The following is a 19,662-nucleotide window of genomic DNA, read 5'->3' as shown; positions in this document are numbered from 1 at the left end:
GGAGGCCTGCTCAGAGGGTCACAGCTTCGCCGCGATGATTCCCGCGTACGCCTCCTCGCCCCGGCGGTTGGGGTGCAGCGGGGCCGCGAGGTCGGTGGGGACGTAGCCCTCGACCCACTTCTTCTCGGGGGCCTGGCAGGCGTCGTGGCCCGCGCTCGGGGTACGGACGTCCACGTACGTGGCGCCGTGCGCGGCGGACGTGGACGAGATCTTCGCGTTCATGGCGTCGACGCTGGCCTGCAGGAAGTCGGAGTCCTTCGGCAGCACCGGCTGCAGCGGGAAGCAGCCGCCCTTCCTGATGTACTCGCCGTACCCCGTCACCAGCACGCGCGCCTGCGGCGACCGGGCGTGGATGCCGTCGAGCACCGACGCCAGCTTCGGCCCGAGCGCCTCGGTCTTCGCCGCCACCTCGGCCTCGAACTCGCCCTTGCAGGGCGTGGCGAACGGGTTGAGCGTCATGCACTCCTGGGCGATGCCGACCAGCCCGATGTCGTTGCCGCCGATGGTCAGCGTCACCAGCGTGGTGTCCGCGCTCAGCGCGTCGAACTGCGCCGGCGCGTAGCCCATGTCCTGGCCCAGCAGCGACAGATGCTGCGGGCTGGTCATGTCGGCGGTGTCGGCGCCGCTGCACGTCACGTCGCGGAACGTGCTGAAGCCGTAGCGCTCCTGCAGCGTGTGCGCGTAGTTGTGGGTGGACCGGCCGCAGGCCAGATTGCCCGTCGGGTCCATGATCAGCGGGCCGGAGGCCATCGAGTCGCCCAGCGCGACGTACACACCGGCGGTCGCCGCCTGGGCGGGCGCGGCGCCGAGGCAGACGGCGGCGACGGTCGCGGAAGCGGTCAGCAGGGCTCCGGCCAGACGGCGTACGGACTGTGCGGCTCTCATCATGCCTCCCGTGGGGGGAATCTGATTGTCGGGGACATGATGCAAACCGCGGGGGAATTGATTAACTGGTCGGTAACGCAGACTTCCCGGGGAGCAGTTGTGACACGTGACAACGAACCGCTGTGCGTCGCGGGCCGGCCGGTGGCCCCGTTCCTGCGTGCCCGGGTGCCCGCGCTCAGCCGGCGCGTCGTGGCCAGGCTGCGCAAGGAGCTGCCCGCGTACGCGATGCTGCCGCGCGAGGAGATCGCCGGGGACATCGCCGACATCGTCCAGCACACGATGCGGCTCTTCGCCGACGCCATCGAATGCCGGGCGCCCGCCGGGGACGAGGCGTACGACCGGCAGCGGGAGTCGGCCGCCCAGCGCGCCGAGGAGGGCGTACCGCTGGACGCCATCCTCACCGCGTACCACATGGGGACGGCGATGTGCTGGGAGCTGATCGCGGACGGCGGGGGGCCCGAGGACCTGCCGCACCTGCAGGAGATGTTCGCGCTGACCCTGGCCCTGCAGCGGCAGCTCACGTCGGCCGTCGCCGGGGCCTATCTGGCCGCCAAGCGGATCATGGACAGCGAGGAGCACAGCGGCCGGCACGCCCTGATGGCCGCCCTCCTGGCCGGCGAGCCGCCGCAGGGCGCGCGCACCGCGCCGCTGTACGCCGTGGTGGCGCTGGTGCTGGGCGAGCACCCCGACGAGGCGGGCCCCGCCTCCCGCGCGGCCGTCGCCGCCCGGCGCAAGATCCGCCGGGTACGGGCGGTGCTCGACGCCTTCGCCGGGGAGCCGGTGCTCGCCGCGCTGGACACGGGCGGCGGCACGGTGCTGCTGCCGGTGACGCAGCCGCCCGCCTGGCCCGATCTGCGGGACCTCGTCGACCGGGCGGCGAAGGAGGCGGGGGTCCCCCTCACGGCGGCGGCGTCCTGCGTGGAGCCCGCCGGGGTGCCCGCCGCGGTGGCCCGGGGCGCCGAGATCGTCGTGCTGGCCCGGCGCACCGGGCGGCCCCCGGGGCTGTACCGGCTGGCGGACGTGCTCCTCGACTACCAGCTCACCCGGCCCAGCCCCGCCCTCCCCGAGCTCGCCGCCCTCCTCGCACCGCTGGACGGCCGCCCGGAGCTGCTGCACACCCTGCGCACCTACCTCGCCCACGACCTCGACCGCCGCGCGACGGCCGCCGCCCTGCACGTCCACCCGAACACCGTGGACTACCGCGTACGGCGCATCACCGCGCTCACCGGACTGGCGCCGGCGCGCCCCGCGGACCTGCAGCTCATCAACGCGGCGCTGGTGGCGCGGTGCGCGGACTGACCCTCAGGCGGCCCACTGGTGCGGGGCGCCGCCGCGCCACTCGATCAGCTGCCGGTCGTCCAGCTTCATGTCGGCGTCCGCCAGCCCCGCGCGGCGCAGGAACTCGATCAGGTCACGGTCGTCGTGCGCGAGCCCCAGGATCTCGCCGCGCACCGTCACCCGCCGCCCGCCCGAGGGGGACGGCGGGTGCACCACGACCGGGGGATGCCATGCCATGGCTCCAGGGTGACCCGGATCCGGCGGGGACGCTTCCCGGGAGGGGCTAGCCGGTCACGCCCGCGGCCGCCCGCCGGACCGACGCCACGGAGGCGTCGACGTCCGCCTCCGTCGTCGCGTAGTTCGACACCGCGATACGCATCAGCCGCCGACCCCGCCAGGTCGTCGCCCCCATCCAGCACGTCCCCTCGGCCTGCACTGCCGCCACGATCGCGTCGGTATGCTCCCCGAGGTCCACCAGCACCTGGTTCAGCATCACGTCGTTGACCACCTCGAACCCGGCGTCCGTCAGCCCCCGTGCGAACCGCCGCGCCAGCGCGCAGCACCGCTCCACGAGGTCCGCCACCCCGTCCCGCCCCAGCTCCCGCAGCGCCGCCCAGACCGGGATCCCCCGGGCCCGCCGCGACGACTCCGCGGTGAAGTCACCGGGCCCCGTGCCCTGCCCCGAGCCCGTCAGATACGACGCCGTGTACGACATCGCCGCGACGTGCACGTCCGGCCGGGAGCAGAAGGCGAACGCCGAGTCGTACGGCACGTTCAGCCACTTGTGCGCGTCGCAGCCCCACGAGTCCGCCAGCTCCACGCCGTCCGTCAGATGCCGCAGCTGCTGCGAGGCGCCCGCCCACAGCCCGAACGCCCCGTCCACATGCGCCCAGCCCCCGTGCGCGTGCGTCAGCTCGCACGCCGTGCGCAGGTCGTCGCACGCCCCCGTGTTGACGTTGCCCGCCTGCAGACAGACGATCGCCGGCGCGTCGTCCGCCCCGAGTACCGCCTCCAGCGCCGCCATGTCCGTCGCGCCGTTCGCGTCCACCGCCACCGGCTCCACCAGATCCGTACCGAAGCCCAGCAGCCGCAGCGCCCGGTCCACGGTGGCATGCCGCTCGGCGCCCGCGATCACCCGCAGCCGCGGGGCGCCCATCAGCCCCTTCAGCGACACGTCCCAGCCCTGCACCGCCAGCAGATGCTGCCGCGCGGCGGCCAGCCCCACGGTGTTGGCCGCCTGCGCCCCCGTGACGAACCCCGTCGACGCCGTCTCCGGGATGCCCAGCAGCTCCTTCAGCCACACCGCCGCCGCCGTCTCGGCAGCCGCCCCCGCGGGCGAGAGGACGGGCTGGAACGGGGCCTGGTCCCAGCCCGCGTTGAGGATTTCCGCCGCGCTCGCCGCGGGCAGGGCGCCGCCCACCACGAACCCGAAGAAACGCGGGCCCGCGGTGGCCATCACGCCGGGCTCGGCGGCGGTGATCAGCTCCCGCAGGACGCGCTCGGGGGGTGTGCCCTCGCGGGGGAGGGGACCGCCGAAGGCGGCTCGTACGGAATCGAGGTCCGCCGCCGGGCCGATGGGGCGTGTCGGGAGCGAGCGGCGGAAGGCGGCGGCGTGTTCGGCGGCGGTGGCGAAGAGCTTGCTGAAGTCCTCGGGTTCGTTCATGTGCGCGAGCGTAATTCGGGTGCGGTGATCTCGGGGAGAGGCTTACGGTGGTGCCTGTCCAGGTGCGCAGGCAGCGGTTACTTCCACTCATAATGGGGCGGTTGCGGGTTCGAGTCCCGTCCGGCGCTTCGGCGTCGGTAGCTCAACTGGGTAGAGCACCACGGCACCGCAGCCGATTTCGATCTCTGGACACATGAGGCAGCGGATGCCGCCCGCCACGGGGGTCGTGGGCGGGCGGACCGCGCCTCCCCCACACGGCGGAGGCGGATCGTGCCGTCGTACGACGTGGCGGGGGCCGGTTGTCGGCGAGCGTTCTCCCATGACTGTTGTCGCGCGTATTCTGCGGGCCGTCGCCATTGCCGCCTGCGTTCCGTATCTCGTGCTGAAGGTCGCCTGGATCGCGGGCAGCCACGCCGGCATTCCGGCGGGCAGCGAGCTGCTGGAGCACCGGGCCACGATGGCCGTCGCCAACACCGTCACCGTGCTGATGGACGCCGCCGTGATTCTTCTGGCGCTGGCGTTGACCCGGCCCTGGGGGCGGCGGGTGCCCGGGTGGGCGCTGTTGCTGCCGCTGTGGGGGGCCACGGGGCTGCTGGCGCCGATCGCCGTCGGGTTTCCGCTGCAGCTCGCCGCCGAGGCGTCCGGGGGGACCACGCCGGTCGGGGACGGCGGAGGGGAGTATCTGGACGCGTGGGTCTTCGGGGTGGTGTACACCGGGTTCGGGGTGCAGGCGCTCGCGCTGGGCGGGTTGTTCGTGCTGTACGTGCGGGAGCGGTGGGGGGCGTCGCTCACCGGGGCGCTGCCGCCCGGTGCGGGTGTCCGTCTGCCGCTTTGCGTGGCGGGGCTTTCCCTGCTCGCCGCGTGCGTACACCTGAGGTCGGCGGTCGACGACCCGGTCGCCGGCGGACCGGATGTCCTGTGGGCGCTTGTCACCGCCGCGGCCGCCCTGCTCGTCGTCGCCCCCGCGCCGCGGGTCCGTACCGTCGTGGTCCTCGGCTGGGCCGGTGGCTCCGCGAGCTCCGCCTGGGGCGCCTGGGCGCTGCTGTTCTCGCTGGCCGACGGGCCCTTCGACGAGAATCGGCCCTCCGCCCTGCTGAGCCTGACCTACGCTGGGCAGATGGTCGCGGGTGGGCTGCTACTGCTGCTGGGCGCGCGGCTGCTCGCCGGGCGGCGGGCCGTTCCCGCCGGGGCCGTGTGACCCGGGCCGCCCGGCTGCGCTGGGTTCATCTGCTGCTGGGCGGCGCGCTGTCCATGCCGTACTTCATGCTGGTGTCCGCCTTCGTGCCGCTCGTATGGCGGGGCGCGGAGCCGTTCACCGATCTCGGTTGGCAGGTCGCCGTCTTCGGGATGGAGCTGCCGCTGATCGCTCTGTCGGGGCTGCTGTTTCCGCTGGCCCGGCCGCTGGAGGCGGGCGCCGCCCGCGCGTTGTGCGCGCTTCCCGCGGACGTCACCCTCGCTGTCCGCGCGGGGCGGACCTGGCAGGAGCGGAGGCGTACCGCGGGGTGGTTCACCCTGCACGTCGGGCTGGGGGCCGTGGTCAGCGGGATCACTCTCGCCGTCCCGCCGCTGGCCGTGGTGCTGATGGTGCTGCCGTTCGCCGGTTCACTGCGGGAATTCGTCGGGATCGGTCACTCCGTATGGCTCGCTCCGCCCGCCGGGCTCGTCCTGCTTCTCGCGCTGGTGGCCGTCGCAGTCGGTGCGGGCGCCCTGGTGGCGCGGTGTGCGGGGCCGTTGCTGGGGCCCACCCCGGCGGACCGGCTGGCCGCCGCGCGGGCGCGTGCCGATGAGCTCGCGCGCCGTAATGAACTCGCCCGTGAGCTGCACGACTCCGTCGGGCACGCGCTGAGCGCCGTGAGCCTGCAGGCGAGTGCGGCGCGCCGGGTGCTGGAGCGGGACCCCGATTTCGTACGGGAGGCTCTCGCCGCCATCGAGGAGACCACCCGGGACGCCGTCGCCGAACTCGACGCCGTGCTGGGCGTCCTGCGCGAGGAGGCCACCGTCCCGGCGCCGACCGCCGGGCTGGACGCCCTGCTGGCCCGTACCCGGGCCGCGGGGGCCGTCGTCGACGCGCGGATCGGCGCGGATCTCGACGCGCTGCCCGAGGGGGTGGCGCGGGAGGCGTACCGGATCGTGCAGGAGGGGCTGGGGAACGTGCTCCGGCACGGAGGGGCTTGCGGGGACGTGACGTTGAACATCGCGAGGACGGAGGAGCGGTTGATCATTACGCTCACCAACCCCCTCGGCGGATCCCCCTCCCGCAGCACCGGCGGACGCGGTCTGCGGGGGATCGCCGAACGTGCCCGGCTGCTCGGCGGGACGGCCGAGGCCGGGCCGTACGGAGGAGACTTCCGGCTGCGGGCGGAGCTGCCGTGTCCGACGTGACGCGGATCGTCGTGGTGGACGACGAGCGGATGGTACGGACCGCCCTGCGTGCGATCCTCGGCGCGGAGCCCGACCTCGAGGTCGTCGGCGAGGCCACCGGCGGAGCCGAGGCGGTGGCCGTCGTACGGGAACTGCGGCCGGACGTCGTGCTGATGGACGTACGGATGCCGGACGTCGACGGGATCCGGGCCACCGAGACCATCCTGCGGACGGTCGATCCGGCGCCGCGCATCGTCGTCGTCACGACGTTCGAGAACGACAGCTACGTGTACGAGGCACTGCGGGCGGGCGCCGCCGGTTTTCTGCTGAAGCGGTGCGGGGCCGGCGAACTCGTGGACGCCGTACGCCTCGTCGCCCGCAGCGACTCGCTGCTCTTTCCGGAGGCCGTCCGCGCCCTGGCCGCCGCGCACGGCGGGCCCGGTGCCGAGGCTCCGTGGGCGCGGCGGCTGACGTCACGCGAGGCGGACGTCCTGCGGCTGATGGCGCGCGGGCTGACGAACCCGGAGATCGCCGGGCGGCTCGGGGTGGGGACCGCGACGGTGAAGACGCATGTGGCGGGGGTGCTGGCGAAGCAGGGCACGCGGGACCGGACGCAGGCGGTGATCGCGGCGTACGAGGCGGGGTTCGTGCGGCCGGGGTGACGACACCGTTGTCGGAGCCACCCGTTACGGTTGCCCCCACGGACGAGCACGAGGGGGTGCGGGCCATGGGCGAACCGCATACGGATGCGGCTTGCGGCGACGAGCGGCTCGAGGCCGAGGGGGAGACCGCGCTGGCCCGGCTGATCATGGACGGCGGTGATCTGCCGCACGCCGCGAGCCATCTGGGCAACGCGATGGCCGGGGACCCGCAGCTCCCGGAGGTCCACGAGGCCCTGGCCGAGCTCACCGTACGGGCCGGGGGGACGGCCGGTGCGCTGGACCTCTTCCCCATGGACGAGCCGTTCATAGGAGCCGTCGTCTGCCGGGCGCATGTCGCCGCGGCGGGCGGCGCGTGGGACGACGCGGTGGATCTGATGGCCGCCGCGGTCAACGCCGAGTACCAGCGGCCCTGGACGCCCGCCGGCTGGGCCGCGGACGACGCGGTGGCCGGGAAGATCGGCCCCGACGCCATGATGCGGTCGGTCGCCCTCGTTGTCAGCGCCCTTCCCGAGCCCGTCCCCGGCGGACACCGGGCGGCGTTGCGGCCGTTCTACGACCTCACCGGCGCGGTTCTCGCCCGGCATCCGGACGCGGGACGGCTGGCGGCGTTCGCCTCCGGCCTCGCCCGCCGGATGGGGGACGTGGAGCAGGCGGTGGCGTGGGCCGAGGAGGGGCAGCGGCGGGAGCCGGGCCACTGGACGAGCGTGATGCTGGGGTACGCGCTGCGCGCGGCGGACCGGGCGGACGACGCGCTGCGGGTCTGGGAGGCGGAGCTGCGGCGCGATCCGTCGGACGTGTCGCTGCACGTGGACGTGGCCGAGCTGTACGCGGGGACGGGGCGCGCGACCCAGGGCATACCGTGGCTGGAGCGGGCGCTGGCCGCCGCCCCCGGCGATCCGCTGGCGGCGCCGGCGCTGTTCGGGGTGCGGTTCGCGGCGGACGGGGACCCGGCGCATCTGGTGGGGCTGGTGGACCACTGGCGCGAGCATCCCGACCATGCGTACGCGGGGAAGGTGCTGGCGCAGCACAGCGGCGGGCGGCCCTGGCTGGGCCGGGTCACCCCGGCGACCGAGGCCACGATCAACGCGCACCGGCAGTTCCTCGCCTCCGGCGACTCGGCCCGGGACCACGAGATCGAGTTCGCGGCGTCGATGGTCGAGCCGCCGAGCGCGATGGCCACGGTCCGCCTCAACTTCCCCCGCGCCTCGATCACCCATCACACGGCCGGTGATCCCGACCCGCGCATCCCCACGAAGGCCGACGTGGGCACGGTCGTCTGGCGGTACGAGGGCCTCTCCGCCGTGCCCGCCGTCGCCGCGCCGTCCGACGAGGCGGTGGATCTGGCCCGCGCGGTGGCCTGGCCGTCCTGGCCGCATCTGCCGGGCGCGTACGACCACGCCGTACGGCTGAGCGGGCTGCCGGTCGCCGACCTGCTGGGGCTGCTGGCCCGTCCGCCGGCGCCGGCGGACGACGAGGACGGGCGCGCGCTGCTGGCGCAGGCGCCGGATCTGTGGGTGCGGGGGGTGCAGACCTTCGTCTGTCTGGCCCTGGCTCACCATCGGGCCGACGAGCCCTGGGCCGGGTCCGCGCGGCGGTCGCTGCTGCTGGACCTGCTGCACGGGCCGGAGGACTGGGTGAACGAGGCCGCCGCGGCTGCCCTGGTGGCGACCGCGTGGGCGCATCCGGACACCCGTGAGGACGTGGGGGAGGCGGTCGCGCGGCGGATGCTGGACGCGGCGGAGGCGTACCGGACGCGGCCGGTGACGATCCTGGGGTCGCTGTGCGAGCTGACGCTGCTGTGCCCGTGGATGGACGACCGGATTCTGGCGCTTGCGCGTGATCTGTCGGCCGACATCGCGCGCTCGGACGCCGAGGAGCCCGCGGACGCGGAGGAGCGGGCGCGGGAGATGATGCGGGCGGCGCAGAAGCAGGCGGAGGGGAAGCGGGGGCTTCTCGGGAAGCTGCGGCGGTCGCGGCGGTGACGGGCCGGGCCCTCAGGCCCACGCCGCCCGCATGCTCGTCGTGACGTCCAGGGGGGACGCGCCCTGCTGGGCCGCGAGGATTCCGGCGCCCTCGGGGCCGCGGGTGTAGAGCGGCTCGGCGGGGCTGATCCAGCGGGACCAGGCTGCCGCGAAGGCGTCCACCCGCCTGCGGTTCTCGCCCAGGACGGCGGGGACGGCGTGGTGGATCACCGCGTTCTCCGGGGGCCGCGGGTCGTACAGCCGCAGGCCCGCCTCGGGGCCGGTCGCCGTGATCAGATAGCGGGGGATCAGATAACGGGGCGTCGTGAGCGGTGAGATCAGCTCGTCGTAGGCCGTGGCGAAGCGTTCCGACACCTCGGGTGGCACGCCGTCGAGGTGGATGCGGTACGCCCCCGAGCCGTCCGGCTCGACCCGTACCGCGTCCGCGCCCCTCGGGCTGAGCCCCGCCCCGTGCAGCCCGTCGGCCAGCGCGCAGGCGAGGGCCGGGAGGTCGGCGTCCGACGCGGCTTCGGCCAGGAGCCCGGCGCCCAGGGACGTCCGCAGCCGGCGCCAGGCCCAGTCGTACGCCCGCCGCCGGAGCACCCCGTACGGCACCCCGAAGCCGACCAGCAGCCCGGCGACCGCCAGGGCCGACAGCCCCGGCACGGCGCTCCCCGCCACCGCCCCGGCGACACCCCCCACGACCCCCGCCGGCCCGGCGAGCCACCGCGCCCGCCGCCGCGCCACCCGCCGGTCCGGCTCCCGCAGCGGCGTCACCCCACGCCGCGCGGGCAGCACCCCCGGCGGCTGCCGCACCGCCGCGGCCCCGCCCCGGCGCACCGGAGCCCGCCCCGGCGTCACCCGCACGGTGTGCACCAGCCGGTCCTCGTACGGCGTCCCCACCCGCCACAGCTCCCGCACCCGGTCCCGCTCACCGGCCCGGCGCAGCATCACCGCGTTCAGCCGGTCGAAGTCCTCCTCCGCGGGCGGCGCGTACGGCGACAGCCCGGGGTGCACATGAGCCACGCCCGCCATGATCAGCCCGGCGTCGGTGACCCCGAAGTACCCCTCGTGCTTGCGCACGAACCGGTCCCAGTCCGCCCCGCCCTTGGGATGCCCGGCGGCGACACAGACCACGGACCAGGTGTGCGCGACCTTCTGGGGCCACCCCGGATCCGTACGCAGCGCCCGCCCCCGCGTCTGCACCACGGCGGTGGCGGTGGTCGCCTCCGTCAGATCGACGAGGGTGTTCACCCCGCGCGCGTCCCACCCCTCCCCGAGCATCCCGCGCGTACCGATCAGCGCCCGGCAGCCGCCGCTCTCGAAGAACCGGGTGACGAGCGGCACCCACCGCCGGCTGCTCCACGGCCCGGTGATCTCCACCAGCCCGTCGGCGGGGACGAGCTCCAGCCCCCCGACACCGCAGAACTCCAGGAAGGCCAGGGCCGTTTCCTTCGCGGCCGCCACCGTCTTCCCGGTGACCAGCATCGGCGCCAGCCCGGCCGTCCGCCCGTCGTCCACGAGCTCCCGCAGCACGAGCCGGGCGGATCCCGCCTGCTCGTCGAGGACCCCGGTGAGCCGCGCGGGCAGCGTCGCCGTCGCCCGCTCGTGGTCGCAGAGCACCACGGCCCGCAGCCGCTCCCCGAGGGCGTCGTCCTCGGCGGCGAGGATCTCCCGTACGGCCCGCGTCTTGGCGGCGCTGCGGGCCAGCACCCGGTCGACGGGCGACCGTCCGCCGCGTACACCGCGCGCGGTGAGGGTGTAGCCGACGGCGGGCAGGGCGGTGCGGATGGCCTCCACGGGCGCCGTCTCGCCGGCGGGGCGCAGACAGCGGCGTATGTAGTCGTCGAGGAGGCACACCCAGTCGGCCGCCGTCGGCCGCGTCCGGTGCTCCTCCCGCAGCCGCGCGCCCTCGGGCAGGGCGAGCAGCCCGGCGTGATGGAACCGCAGCCCGGCCCCGGCGAGCTGCGGGTGCTCGCGCTCGAACCGCTGCCAGCCGGCGCCGCCGTCCCGGGCGACGATGCGGGCGTCGAGCCAGGTCAGAAACGGGGTGGCGGCGAAGCCGGGGTCCAGCAGATCGGTCGTCAGCTCGGCGAACCGCTCGGCCTCCGCCGCCAGCCACGCCGCCTCGTCCCCGGTCGGCGCGGTCAGCCACATCAGCTCGGCGAAGGGGGCGAGATGCCCCTCCCGTACGACGGCGGGAATCGACGGCCCGGGGACGGCGGGCCCGAACAGCTCCTCCACCAGCGCGGCCTCGGCTGCGGTGAGCCGGTCGGGCGGGGTGGCCGTGAGTCCGATGACGGTGGCGTCGGGCAGCTCCCGCAGCAGCTCGGCGACCAGCTCGCCCCAGGTGTCGAGGAGGTGATGGCACTCGTCGAGCAGCAGCGTGAAGGCCCCGAGCCCCCGCAGGGCGCCGACGAGCTCCCGCCCGCCCCCGCGCAGCCGCGCGAGCCGCGAGCCGGCGGCATCCCCGTCCTCGTCGACCTCGGCCTCGGGGTCGAAGGTGGCCAGCGCCTGGTACGTGAGCACGTTGACCTCGGACCCCAGCGCCCGGTCGGTCCCGGCCGCCGACCCGGCCAGCCGCTCCCACTCGCGGACCCACTGCCCCTGAATGGCGGTGTTGGGCCCGAACACCACGGCGGGCCTGCCCAGCCGCCGCACGGCCTCCAGCCCGGCGAGGGTCTTCCCGCTCCCGGGCGGCAACACCACCCAGGCCCTCCGCCGCCCCGCGCCCCAGCACGCCTCGAGCGCGTCGAGGGCGGCGCGTTGATGGGGGCGGAGGGCGAGGGTGCTCATTCGCCGAGCGTAGAGGACGCCACCGACAGCGCCCGGGCCGTCAGCCCAGCCCCAGCCGGGGAATCTCCCGCCCCGGCGACCGGTCCATCACCATCAGCAGCCCGGCCTCACAGGTCCGCTCGAACGCGGCCTGATCGATGACCTCCAGCTGAAACCACACCGCCTTGGCCCCGATGGCCACCGCCTGGTCCGCGATGCCTCCGGCGAGCTCGGAGTTGACGAAGACATCGACCACATGCACCGGAAACGGAATCTCGGCCAGGGACGCGTACCCCCGCTCCCCGTGCACCGTCTCGGCCTTCGGATGCACGGGCACGACCCGCTTCCCGATGCGCTGCAGCTTCGCGGCCACGCGATAGGCGGCCCGCTCGGGGTTGTCGGACAGCCCCACGAGGGCCCAGGTGTCGCCGATGCCGCCGGCGAGGATCTGCTCTATCACCGCGTCCTGGTCGTAGGCCGTCATGTCCGCCACCCCCCTGCGGGAGCTGCGGACCGGAGGGTCGGGGGGCGTGCCGGGTCTGTGAACGTCGTCTGCTTCATGCGGGGACGTTAGCGGGTATGCATACTGTATGCAATAGCTCGGATCGGGTTGCTCGAGCCGGTGGGGGCGGGGGCGTCGTCGGACCGGTCGTGCGTGATGAGGAGGACGACTGCTTCGGATTGTGGATGCTCTACGACGGGCGTCTGACGGAAGTCCCGATTCCCCGTACGGTGCGGGAGCCGTATGAAGGAAACAGTGTGACCGGCGTCCTGAAGCGAACCGACCGTCGGCCTGCCGGCGAGTGACTGCCTGCACCCTCGGCCTTGACGTAGAGGCGCAGGCCGTCGTAGCGGCGGGGGGGCGGACGGTGGCTCACGAGGAGCCGTCCCGTCCGCCGGACGTATCCCGGCGGACGGGGCCGACGGGGTTACAGCGCCGCCCCAGCGGGCTTGACCATGCCGCGGACCGTGCGGGAGTCGACGTAGTCGCCGATCGCCGTCATCTCCCACTCGCCGCTGTACTGGCGGATCAGCTTCGCCATCAGGACCCCCGTGCGCGGCTCCGACCCCGTCAGGTCGAAGCGCACCAGCTCCTCGCCCGTCTGCGCGTCGAGCAGCCGGCAGTACGCCTTCGCCACGTCCGTGAACTTCTGGCCGGAGAAGGAGTTCACCGTGAAGACCAGGCCCGAGACCTCCGGCGGGAGGCCGCCGAGGTGGACCGTGATGACCTCGTCGTCGCCGGCGCCCTCACCCGTGAGGTTGTCACCGGAGTGCTGGATCGCGCCGTTGAGGATCGTCAGCTTGCCGAAGAAGCAGGCGTCGATCTTGTTGCGCTGGGGGCCGTACGCGATCACCGAGGCGTCGAGGTCGATGGCCTTGGCGCGGCGGCCCGAACCGTACGCGGGCTCCCAGCCGAGGCCCATCTTGACCGAGGAGAGCAGCGGGCGGCCGCCCTTGACCAGGGAGACCGTCTGGTTCTTCTGGAGGTTCACCCGGCCCTTGTCGAGGTTGATCTTCCCGCCACCGCCCGGCGCGGCCGGCGCTCCCGGCGTGAAGCCCGGAGCCGAGGGAGGCGGCGGCGTGGTGTGCCCCTGCGGGTCCCAGCCCGGCGGCGGGCCGAAGCCGCCCATCGGGGGAGCCGCCGGGGCGGGCGGCGGCGTCGGGGCGGCGGGCGCCGGGGGCATCGGCGGGGTCTGCGGGGCCGCCAGGGTGAACGACGTGGGCGCGGGCGGCGCCTGCGGGGCGGGGGCCGGGGACGGGCCCGGGTCGTCGACGCTCACCCCGAAGTCCGTCGCGATCCCCGCGAGCCCGTTCGCGTACCCCTGGCCGACCGCGCGGACCTTCCACGCCCCCTGGCGGCGGTAGATCTCGACCACGACCAGCGCCGTCTCCGTGGTCAGCCGGGGCGGCGTGAACGTGGCGATCACCGCGCCCGACGCCGCGTCCCGTACGGTCGCCGTCGGCTCCGTACCGGAGAACGTGCCCCCGTCCAGGCTCGCCGTGACCACGATCCTCTCGATGCCGGCCGGCACCGCCGACGTGTCCACGGTGATCGTGTCGGCGGCGCCCGACGAGCCGTGCGTCACGCCCGGACCGGACGGCTGGTTGTAGAAGATGAAGTCGTCGTCCGAACGCACCTTGCCCGTCTCGCCGAGCAGGAGCCCGGACACGTCGAGCCGGACCGGGGCCGTGACGTCCACGGCCACGCGGACAGCGCTCAGGGGGAGATTCGAGCCAGGGGTCATCGCAGTCATGCCCCCCGTAACGAACGGATCCGCTTTACGGTTCCTTTGCCGCAGGCCAAACAGGGGACGGCTCAGTGCGGCCACAGCGGCGGGTCCGACACCCACGGGCCGCCCATCGACGCATGGTCCGGATTGGCCGGATCCAGCGGTCCCTGATCCGCCAGCAGCTTCTTCGCGAACCGCTCGGAGTCGTCGCGCGGCTCGTAACCGAGCTCCCGCGCGGCGGTCAGGTCCCACCACCCCCGCGTGTTCGCCGAGCTGCCGTAGACGACGGTGTGGCCGACGGAGGGGGCGGTGAGGGCGGCGTGGAAGAGCCGGGCGGCGTCGTCGGGGGAGAGCCAGATGGAGAGCATCCGGACGGACGTCGGTTCGGGGAAGCAGGAGCCGATGCGGACGGACACCGTTTCGATGCCGTGCTTGTCCCAGTAGAGCTGGGCCAGGTCCTCGCCGAAGCACTTCGACAGCCCGTAGAAGGAGTCCGGGCGGTGCGGGGTGTCCGCGGCGGCGACGGTGCGTCCGTCGAAGGGGGTGGGGGTGAAGCCGACGGCGTGGTTGCTGGAGGCGAGGACGACGCGGCGCACGCCCTCCGCGCGGGCGGCCTCGTACACGGCGTGGGTGCCCGCGATGTTCGCGTGCAGGATCTTCTCGAACGACGACTCCAACGAGATGCCCGCCAGATGGAGGATCGCGTCGGCCCCCCGCACCGCCTCGCGGAGCGCCGGTTCGTCGTTCAGGTCCGCCGTGACGGCGTCCGGTTCGCCGTCGACCGGGACGAGGTCCATCAGCCGCAGGCCGTATCCGTACGAGGGAAGCCGCTCGCGCATCAGCGTGCCGACCCCACCGGCCGCCCCGGTGAGCAGGAGGGTGCGCGTCATGTCGTGTCTCCGATCCTGAACGGTGTTCACCGGCGTGGGAAAGCCTGGAAGCGGGGGCGGGCGCCGGTCAGGGACGCGCCCCCTTGACCGCCCTGAACGGGCTCGCCTAGCGTGGCCGTTCAGAAGTGTAGACACCGTACAGGTAGGGGAACAATGACCTCGGCCCGGCTCGCGGAGCGCCTGGACGGCCTCCTCTTCTTCCCGGTCACCGCCTGCGCCTCCGACGGCGCCCTCGACCTCGACGCCTACCGCCGCCATGTGCGCGCCGGCGTCGACGCGGGCGCGGGGGCGGTGTTCGCCTGCTGCGGGACGGGGGAGTTCCACGCCCTGACCCCCGAGGAGTTCAGCGCCTGTGTCGGGGCCGCCGTGGCGGAGACCGCCGGCCGGGTGCCTGTCGTGGCGGGCGCCGGTTACGGGACGGCCCTGGCCCGTCAGTTCGCGCGGCGGGCGAAGGACGCGGGGGCGGACGGGCTGCTGGCGATGCCGCCGTATCTGGTGCGCGCCGACCAGGCCGGGCTGCTGCGCCACTACACGGCGCTCGCCGACGCGACCGACCTCGACGTCATCGTCTACCAGCGCGACAACGCCGTCTTCACCCCCGCCACGGTCGCCGAACTGGCCGCCCACCCGAGGATCATCGGGCTGAAGGACGGCGTCGGCGACCTCGACCTGATGCAGCGCATCGTGAGCGCCGTCCGGCGGACCGGCAGGGACTTCCGTTACTTCAACGGCCTGCCCACCGCCGAGCTGACGGGCCTCGCCTACCGCGGCATCGGCGTCACCCTCTACTCGTCCGCCGTCTTCTGCTTCGCCCCCGACATCGCCCTCGCCTTCCACCGCGCCCTGACGACCGGCGACGACGCCACCGTCGACGCCCTGATCGACGGCTTCTACCGCCCCCTCGTCGAGCTGCGCAACCTCGGCCGGGGGTACGCCGTCTCGCTCGTCAAGGCGGGCGTACGGCTGACCGGCCTCGACGTCGGCCCCGTCCGCCCCCCGCTCAGTGAACCCGACGAGCAGCACGTCGAACAGCTCGCCGCCCTCGTCGAACACGGCCGCGCGCTGCTCACCGCCCGGGCGGACGCGTGAGAGCCGCCGCCTTCCTCTACCCCTGGGACGTCGTGGGCGACCCGCACGCCGCCGAACGGATCGCCGCCCTCGGCGTCGGGCAGGTCACCCTCGCCTCCGCCTACCACTCCACCCGGGCCCTCACCCCCCGCCACCCCGCCCACCGCGTCGTCACCGCCCGCCACGCCGCCGTCCTCTACCCGCCCGGCGACCACTGGAAGGGGCGTACCCCCGCCCCGTACCGGCAGGACTGGATCCCCGGCGACGATCCGTACGGCGAGGCGGCCGCCGCCCTCGCCGGCGCGGGGCTCGAGGTGCACTCCTGGGTAGTCCTCGCGCACAACTACCGGCTGGGGGAGGAGCACCCGGACACCTCGGTGGTCAACGCCTACGGCGACCGCTACCCGTGGGCCCCCTGCATCGCCCGCCCGGAGGTGCGCGCCTACCTCGTGGACCTCGCGGCGGAGGCAGCCGTCCGGCCCGGCACCCGCGGGACGGAGCTGGAGTCCCTCGGCTGGTACGGGCTGGCCCATCTGCATGCCCACGACAAGACCGCCGGGGTGGCGCTGGGGGGCGCCGCGCAGTATCTGATGTCCCTGTGCTTCTGCACCGTGTGCCGCGAGGGGTACGAGGGGCTGGAGCCCGGGGACGTACGGGCCGCCCTGGAGCCCGTGTTCGCCCGCGGGGGCGACCCCGGCGACAGCTGGGCGGACGTCGGGCGGCTGCTCGGCGCCGGGCGGGCCGCCGCGAGCAGGCGGTGGCGCGGCAGGATCGCGCGCGAGGTGCAGGAGGCGTGCGTCGCCGCGGTACGGGCCGCCGCGGAGCCGGGCTTCCGGGTGCTGCTGCACGCCGACCCCTCGGGCCCGCACCGCTGCGGCGCCAACCCCGGCGTCGACCCCGCGCACGTCCTCGCGTGCGCCGACGGCCTCGTGCTGCCCTGCACGGGGGACGCGGCCGCCCGCGAGGCCGTTCTGACGCCGTGCGCCCCGTACCGGCGCGAGGACACCGTCCTGGCCGCGAATCTCACCATTGTCTCCGGCATGGGCGGTCGCCCCCGCACTCTCGCCGAGGACGCCGCGCACGCGCGGTCGCTGGGCGCCACGGAGCTGCGGCTGTACCACGCGGGGCTGGCGTCGGACGCCGACCTGGCGGCCGTCGCGGAGGCGCTTCGGGGGTGACGCCCGCCCGTGTACGTTGTGCGGCAGACGTGCGACGGGGAGGCGCTGATGAACGGCCGGGTGCTGGCCATCGTGGGCGCGGTCGCCGTGATCGGCGGCCTGGTGTGGAACGGCTTCGCGGAGAACTGGACCGACCGGGGCTGCAGCCGCGGCCAGGCGTTCGCCCTGGTGATGCGGCACGGCAAACCCGACGACTTCCAGGGCTGCGTCGAGACGTCCGACGGACCGGAGTACACCGAGGACTACTACGGCGGCTGACCCGCCCGCTCACAGCCGCCGGGTCGCCAGCGCCAGCCGGTCCCGCGCGTCGAACAGCGCGTCCCGGATGAGCTGTTCGTGCGCGGGCGTCAGCCGCGCCACCGGCACCGAGCAGCTGATCGCGTCCCGGGCGGGCGTGCGGTACGGGATCGCGACCCCGAAGCAGCGCAGGCCCAGGGTGTTCTCCTCCCGGTCCACCGCGTACCCCCGCTCGCGGACGGTGTGCAGCTCCTCGACGAGCCGCTCCCGGTCGGTGATCGTGTGCTCCGTCAGCGACTGCAGCGTCTCCGGCAGCATCCGCCGCACCTGCTCGTCGGGGTACGTCGCCAGGATCGCCTTCCCCAGCGCCGTCGAGTGCGCCGGCAGCCGGCGGCCGACCCGGGTGAAGGGACGCAGATAGTGCTGCGACTGACGGGTGGCCAGATAGACCACGTTCACGCCGTCCAGCCGCGCCAGATGGATCGTCTCCGTCGTGTCCTCCGCCAGCCGGTCCAGTGCGGCCCGGGCCGCCGCCACCACCTCGTCGCCGTCGATGTACGACGTGCCGACCAGCAGCGCGCGCACCCCGATGCCGTACCGGGTGCCGGTGGCGTCCGTCTCCACCCAGCCGAGATCCGTGAGGGTGCGCAGCAGCATGTACAGGCTGGATTTGGGGTAGCCGACCGCCTGCTGGACGTCCGCGAGGCTATGCATGCCGGGGCGGCCCGCGAAATACTCGAGCAGCTCCACGGTACGCACCGCGGACTTGACCTGGCCGCCGCCTCCGGCGCTCTCACCAGCGCTCATGTCCGCAGTCGACATCACTGCCCGACCCCTCACTCGGTTGATAAACACCGTCAGCCGCAATACAGTCCCGATATTCACGCATGCGGACGCTGTTCAGCATATAGAACGGCGTCTTCGACGTGACAAGCAGAACACGGAGGAAACGCGCGTGACCGCACCAGTGTGGAGTGTCGACCCGCGGACCGGGAAGAACCGGGAGCACGTCGCCGACGAGGCGGGAGCCGGGGAGGTCGACCGGGTCGTCCGCGCCGCACACGCCGTGCGCGGGGCGCTGGCGGACCGCAATCTGCGCTCGGCGCTGCTGCGGACCGCCGCCGACCTCCTCGACGAGCACGCCGAACGGGTCGTGGAGGCCGCCGACGCCGAGACCGCGCTGGGCCCCGGGCGGCTGGAGGGCGAGCTGGCCCGTACGACGTACCAGCTGCGGGCGTTCGCCAGGGCCGTCGACGAGGGCGGCTATCTGGACATCCGGATCGACCACGCCGACGCGCACCTCACCCCGCCCCGGCCCGACCTGCGGCGCTACAAGGTGCCCCTGGGCGTCGTCGCCGTCTACTCCGCGAGCAACTTCCCGCTCGCCTTCTCCGTCCCCGGCGGCGACACCGCCAGCGCGCTCGCGGCCGGCTGCCCGGTCGTCGTCAAGGCGCACCCCGACCATCCGGCGACGTCCGAGCTGTGCGCGGCGCTGCTGCGCCGGGCGGCGGTCCAGACGGGGCTGCCGGAGGAGGTCGTGGCCGTGGTGCACGGCTTCGACGCGGGTGTGGAGCTGGTACGGCATCCGCTGGTCGCGGCGGCCGGGTTCACCGGGTCGATCCGCGGCGGGCGGGCGCTGTACGACGCGGCGGCGGCGCGGCCGAGGCCGATCCCGTTCCACGGGGAGCTGGGGTCGCTCAACCCGGTGCTGGTGACCCGGGCGGCGGCCCAGGAGCGGGCCGAGCAGATCGGCGCGGGGCTGGCCGGGTCGATGACGACGGGCGTCGGACAGTTCTGCACGAAGCCGGGGCTCGTGCTGGTGCCCGCCGGCGACGCGGGGGAGCGGCTGATCAAGTCCCTCACTGCCGCCGTGTCCGACACCGAACCGGGCGTCATGCTCGACGCGCGGATGCGCGACGCGTTCCTCGCGGGGGTCACCGCCCGCGCCGCGCTGCCGGGCGTCGATTCGCCGGTGACAGCCGGGGCGGGTGGCGAACACACCGTCAGCGCCGGATTCGTGACCGTCGACGCCGCGGATGTCGGTGACGGCCACGGGCTGCTCTTTGAGGAGTGCTTCGGCCCCGTCACCGTCGCCGTCCGCTACACCGACCGCGACGAGGCGCTCGCCGTCCTGGGACGCCTGGAGGGCAACCTCACCGCGACCGTCCACCTCGGCGACTCGGAGCGCGACGCCGACGCGGCGGCGCTGCTGGCGGAGCTCACGCCGCTCGCCGGACGGGTGCTCGTCGACGGCTGGCCGACGGGCGTCGCCGTCGCCCCCGCCCAGCACCACGGCGGGCCGTACCCGGCGACCACGTCCACCTCGACGTCCGTCGGCGGGACGGCGATCGAGCGGTGGCTGCGCCCGGTGGCGTACCAGAACGTGCCGGCGGAGCTGCTGCCGGAGGAGCTCCGCGACGCCAATCCGCACGGGCTGCCGCGGATCGTCGACGGCGGCCGGGAGGGCTGAGCG

Annotated in this window: 17 protein-coding genes and 1 tRNA gene; 10 read left to right on the top strand and 8 right to left on the bottom strand. The window is 74.4% G+C overall.

The genetic code is table 11. The annotated features are described in order from the left end of the window. Positions 1-18: 18 nt before the first annotated feature. A complete protein-coding gene (locus SRB5_RS12365; protein ID WP_153451838.1) occupies positions 19-888 on the bottom strand; it encodes an SGNH/GDSL hydrolase family protein in 870 nt (289 codons plus the stop codon). 96 nt (positions 889-984) lie between these two features. On the opposite strand from SRB5_RS12365, the gene SRB5_RS12360 reads away from it, so the two are divergent. Further along, positions 985-2,184, top strand: a complete 1,200-nt coding sequence (locus tag SRB5_RS12360) for a PucR family transcriptional regulator (protein WP_323377803.1) — start codon at positions 985-987, stop codon at positions 2,182-2,184. Between the two features lie 3 nt (positions 2,185-2,187). Here SRB5_RS12360 and SRB5_RS12355 read toward each other — a convergent pair whose 3' ends face one another. Further along, a complete protein-coding gene (locus SRB5_RS12355) occupies positions 2,188-2,400 on the bottom strand; it encodes a hypothetical protein (protein WP_153451836.1) in 213 nt (70 codons plus the stop codon). A 46-nt stretch (positions 2,401-2,446) separates the two neighbouring features. After that, positions 2,447-3,826: a pyridoxal phosphate-dependent decarboxylase family protein gene (locus tag SRB5_RS12350; RefSeq protein WP_153451833.1), complete on the bottom strand. Its 1,380-nt coding sequence runs from the start codon at positions 3,824-3,826 to the stop codon at positions 2,447-2,449. 64 nt (positions 3,827-3,890) lie between these two features. Between SRB5_RS12350 and SRB5_RS12345 the strand changes: the two genes are divergently transcribed. The 5 genes from SRB5_RS12345 (at position 3,891) to SRB5_RS12325 (ending at position 8,831) form a co-directional block, all read left to right on the top strand. Continuing rightward, positions 3,891-3,954, top strand: a tRNA-Ser gene (locus SRB5_RS12345). 191 nt (positions 3,955-4,145) lie between these two features. Next, positions 4,146-5,024, top strand: coding sequence for a hypothetical protein (locus SRB5_RS12340; protein ID WP_153451832.1), 879 nt, complete (start codon positions 4,146-4,148; stop codon positions 5,022-5,024). Between the two features lie 53 nt (positions 5,025-5,077). Further along, positions 5,078-6,208, top strand: a complete 1,131-nt coding sequence (locus SRB5_RS12335; protein WP_153452003.1) for a sensor histidine kinase — start codon at positions 5,078-5,080, stop codon at positions 6,206-6,208. Then, the gene (locus tag SRB5_RS12330; protein ID WP_323377801.1) at positions 6,196-6,849 is read left to right on the top strand and encodes a response regulator transcription factor; all 654 of its coding nucleotides are present in this window, start codon (positions 6,196-6,198) and stop codon (positions 6,847-6,849) included. The genes SRB5_RS12335 and SRB5_RS12330 overlap by 13 nt, the downstream gene beginning before the upstream one ends. A gap of 65 nt (positions 6,850-6,914) precedes the next feature. After that, positions 6,915-8,831 (top strand): tetratricopeptide repeat protein, encoded by a 1,917-nt coding sequence (locus tag SRB5_RS12325; protein WP_153451831.1) that lies wholly within the window; start codon positions 6,915-6,917, stop codon positions 8,829-8,831. Positions 8,832-8,843: 12 nt separating this feature from the next. Here the strand turns inward: SRB5_RS12325 and SRB5_RS12320 are convergent, their stop codons facing one another. The 4 genes from SRB5_RS12320 to SRB5_RS12305 all read right to left on the bottom strand — a co-directional run bounded on the left by SRB5_RS12320 (position 8,844) and on the right by SRB5_RS12305 (position 14,706). Continuing rightward, positions 8,844-11,606: a DEAD/DEAH box helicase family protein gene (locus SRB5_RS12320; protein WP_153451829.1), complete on the bottom strand. Its 2,763-nt coding sequence runs from the start codon at positions 11,604-11,606 to the stop codon at positions 8,844-8,846. Positions 11,607-11,646: 40 nt separating this feature from the next. Beyond that, a complete protein-coding gene (locus SRB5_RS12315; RefSeq protein ID WP_153451828.1) occupies positions 11,647-12,069 on the bottom strand; it encodes a CoA-binding protein in 423 nt (140 codons plus the stop codon). Between the two features lie 445 nt (positions 12,070-12,514). Continuing rightward, positions 12,515-13,831, bottom strand: a complete 1,317-nt coding sequence (locus tag SRB5_RS12310; RefSeq protein WP_153451826.1) for a TerD family protein — start codon at positions 13,829-13,831, stop codon at positions 12,515-12,517. A 71-nt stretch (positions 13,832-13,902) separates the two neighbouring features. After that, positions 13,903-14,706, bottom strand: coding sequence for an NAD-dependent epimerase/dehydratase family protein (locus SRB5_RS12305; protein ID WP_153451825.1), 804 nt, complete (start codon positions 14,704-14,706; stop codon positions 13,903-13,905). 153 nt (positions 14,707-14,859) lie between these two features. On the opposite strand from SRB5_RS12305, the gene SRB5_RS12300 reads away from it, so the two are divergent. Genes SRB5_RS12300 through SRB5_RS12290 form a run of 3 tightly spaced genes read left to right on the top strand, consistent with a single transcriptional unit; the run spans position 14,860 to position 17,210 of the window. Next, entirely contained in the window at positions 14,860-15,795 is a 936-nt protein-coding gene (locus SRB5_RS12300; protein WP_153451823.1) for a 5-dehydro-4-deoxyglucarate dehydratase, read from the top strand. Next, positions 15,792-16,952, top strand: a complete 1,161-nt coding sequence (locus SRB5_RS12295) for a hypothetical protein (RefSeq protein WP_323377800.1) — start codon at positions 15,792-15,794, stop codon at positions 16,950-16,952. The genes SRB5_RS12300 and SRB5_RS12295 overlap by 4 nt, the downstream gene beginning before the upstream one ends. Before the next feature lie 9 nt (positions 16,953-16,961). Next, entirely contained in the window at positions 16,962-17,210 is a 249-nt protein-coding gene (locus SRB5_RS12290) for a hypothetical protein (RefSeq protein WP_153451822.1), read from the top strand. Positions 17,211-17,219: 9 nt separating this feature from the next. Here the strand turns inward: SRB5_RS12290 and SRB5_RS12285 are convergent, their stop codons facing one another. Then, entirely contained in the window at positions 17,220-17,996 is a 777-nt protein-coding gene (locus SRB5_RS12285; RefSeq protein ID WP_153451820.1) for an IclR family transcriptional regulator, read from the bottom strand. Between the two features lie 148 nt (positions 17,997-18,144). Between SRB5_RS12285 and SRB5_RS12280 the strand changes: the two genes are divergently transcribed. Further along, on the top strand, positions 18,145-19,659 hold the full coding sequence (locus SRB5_RS12280) for an aldehyde dehydrogenase (NADP(+)) (RefSeq protein ID WP_323377799.1): 1,515 nt from the start codon (positions 18,145-18,147) through the stop codon (positions 19,657-19,659). The last annotated feature ends 3 nt before the right edge of the window (positions 19,660-19,662 follow it).

The organism is Streptomyces smaragdinus (assembly GCF_009604385.1).
Taxonomy (GTDB): domain Bacteria; phylum Actinomycetota; class Actinomycetes; order Streptomycetales; family Streptomycetaceae; genus Streptomyces; species Streptomyces smaragdinus.
Note: the sequence above shows the minus strand (reverse complement) of the source record. Positions and strands in the feature narration are given on the sequence as shown.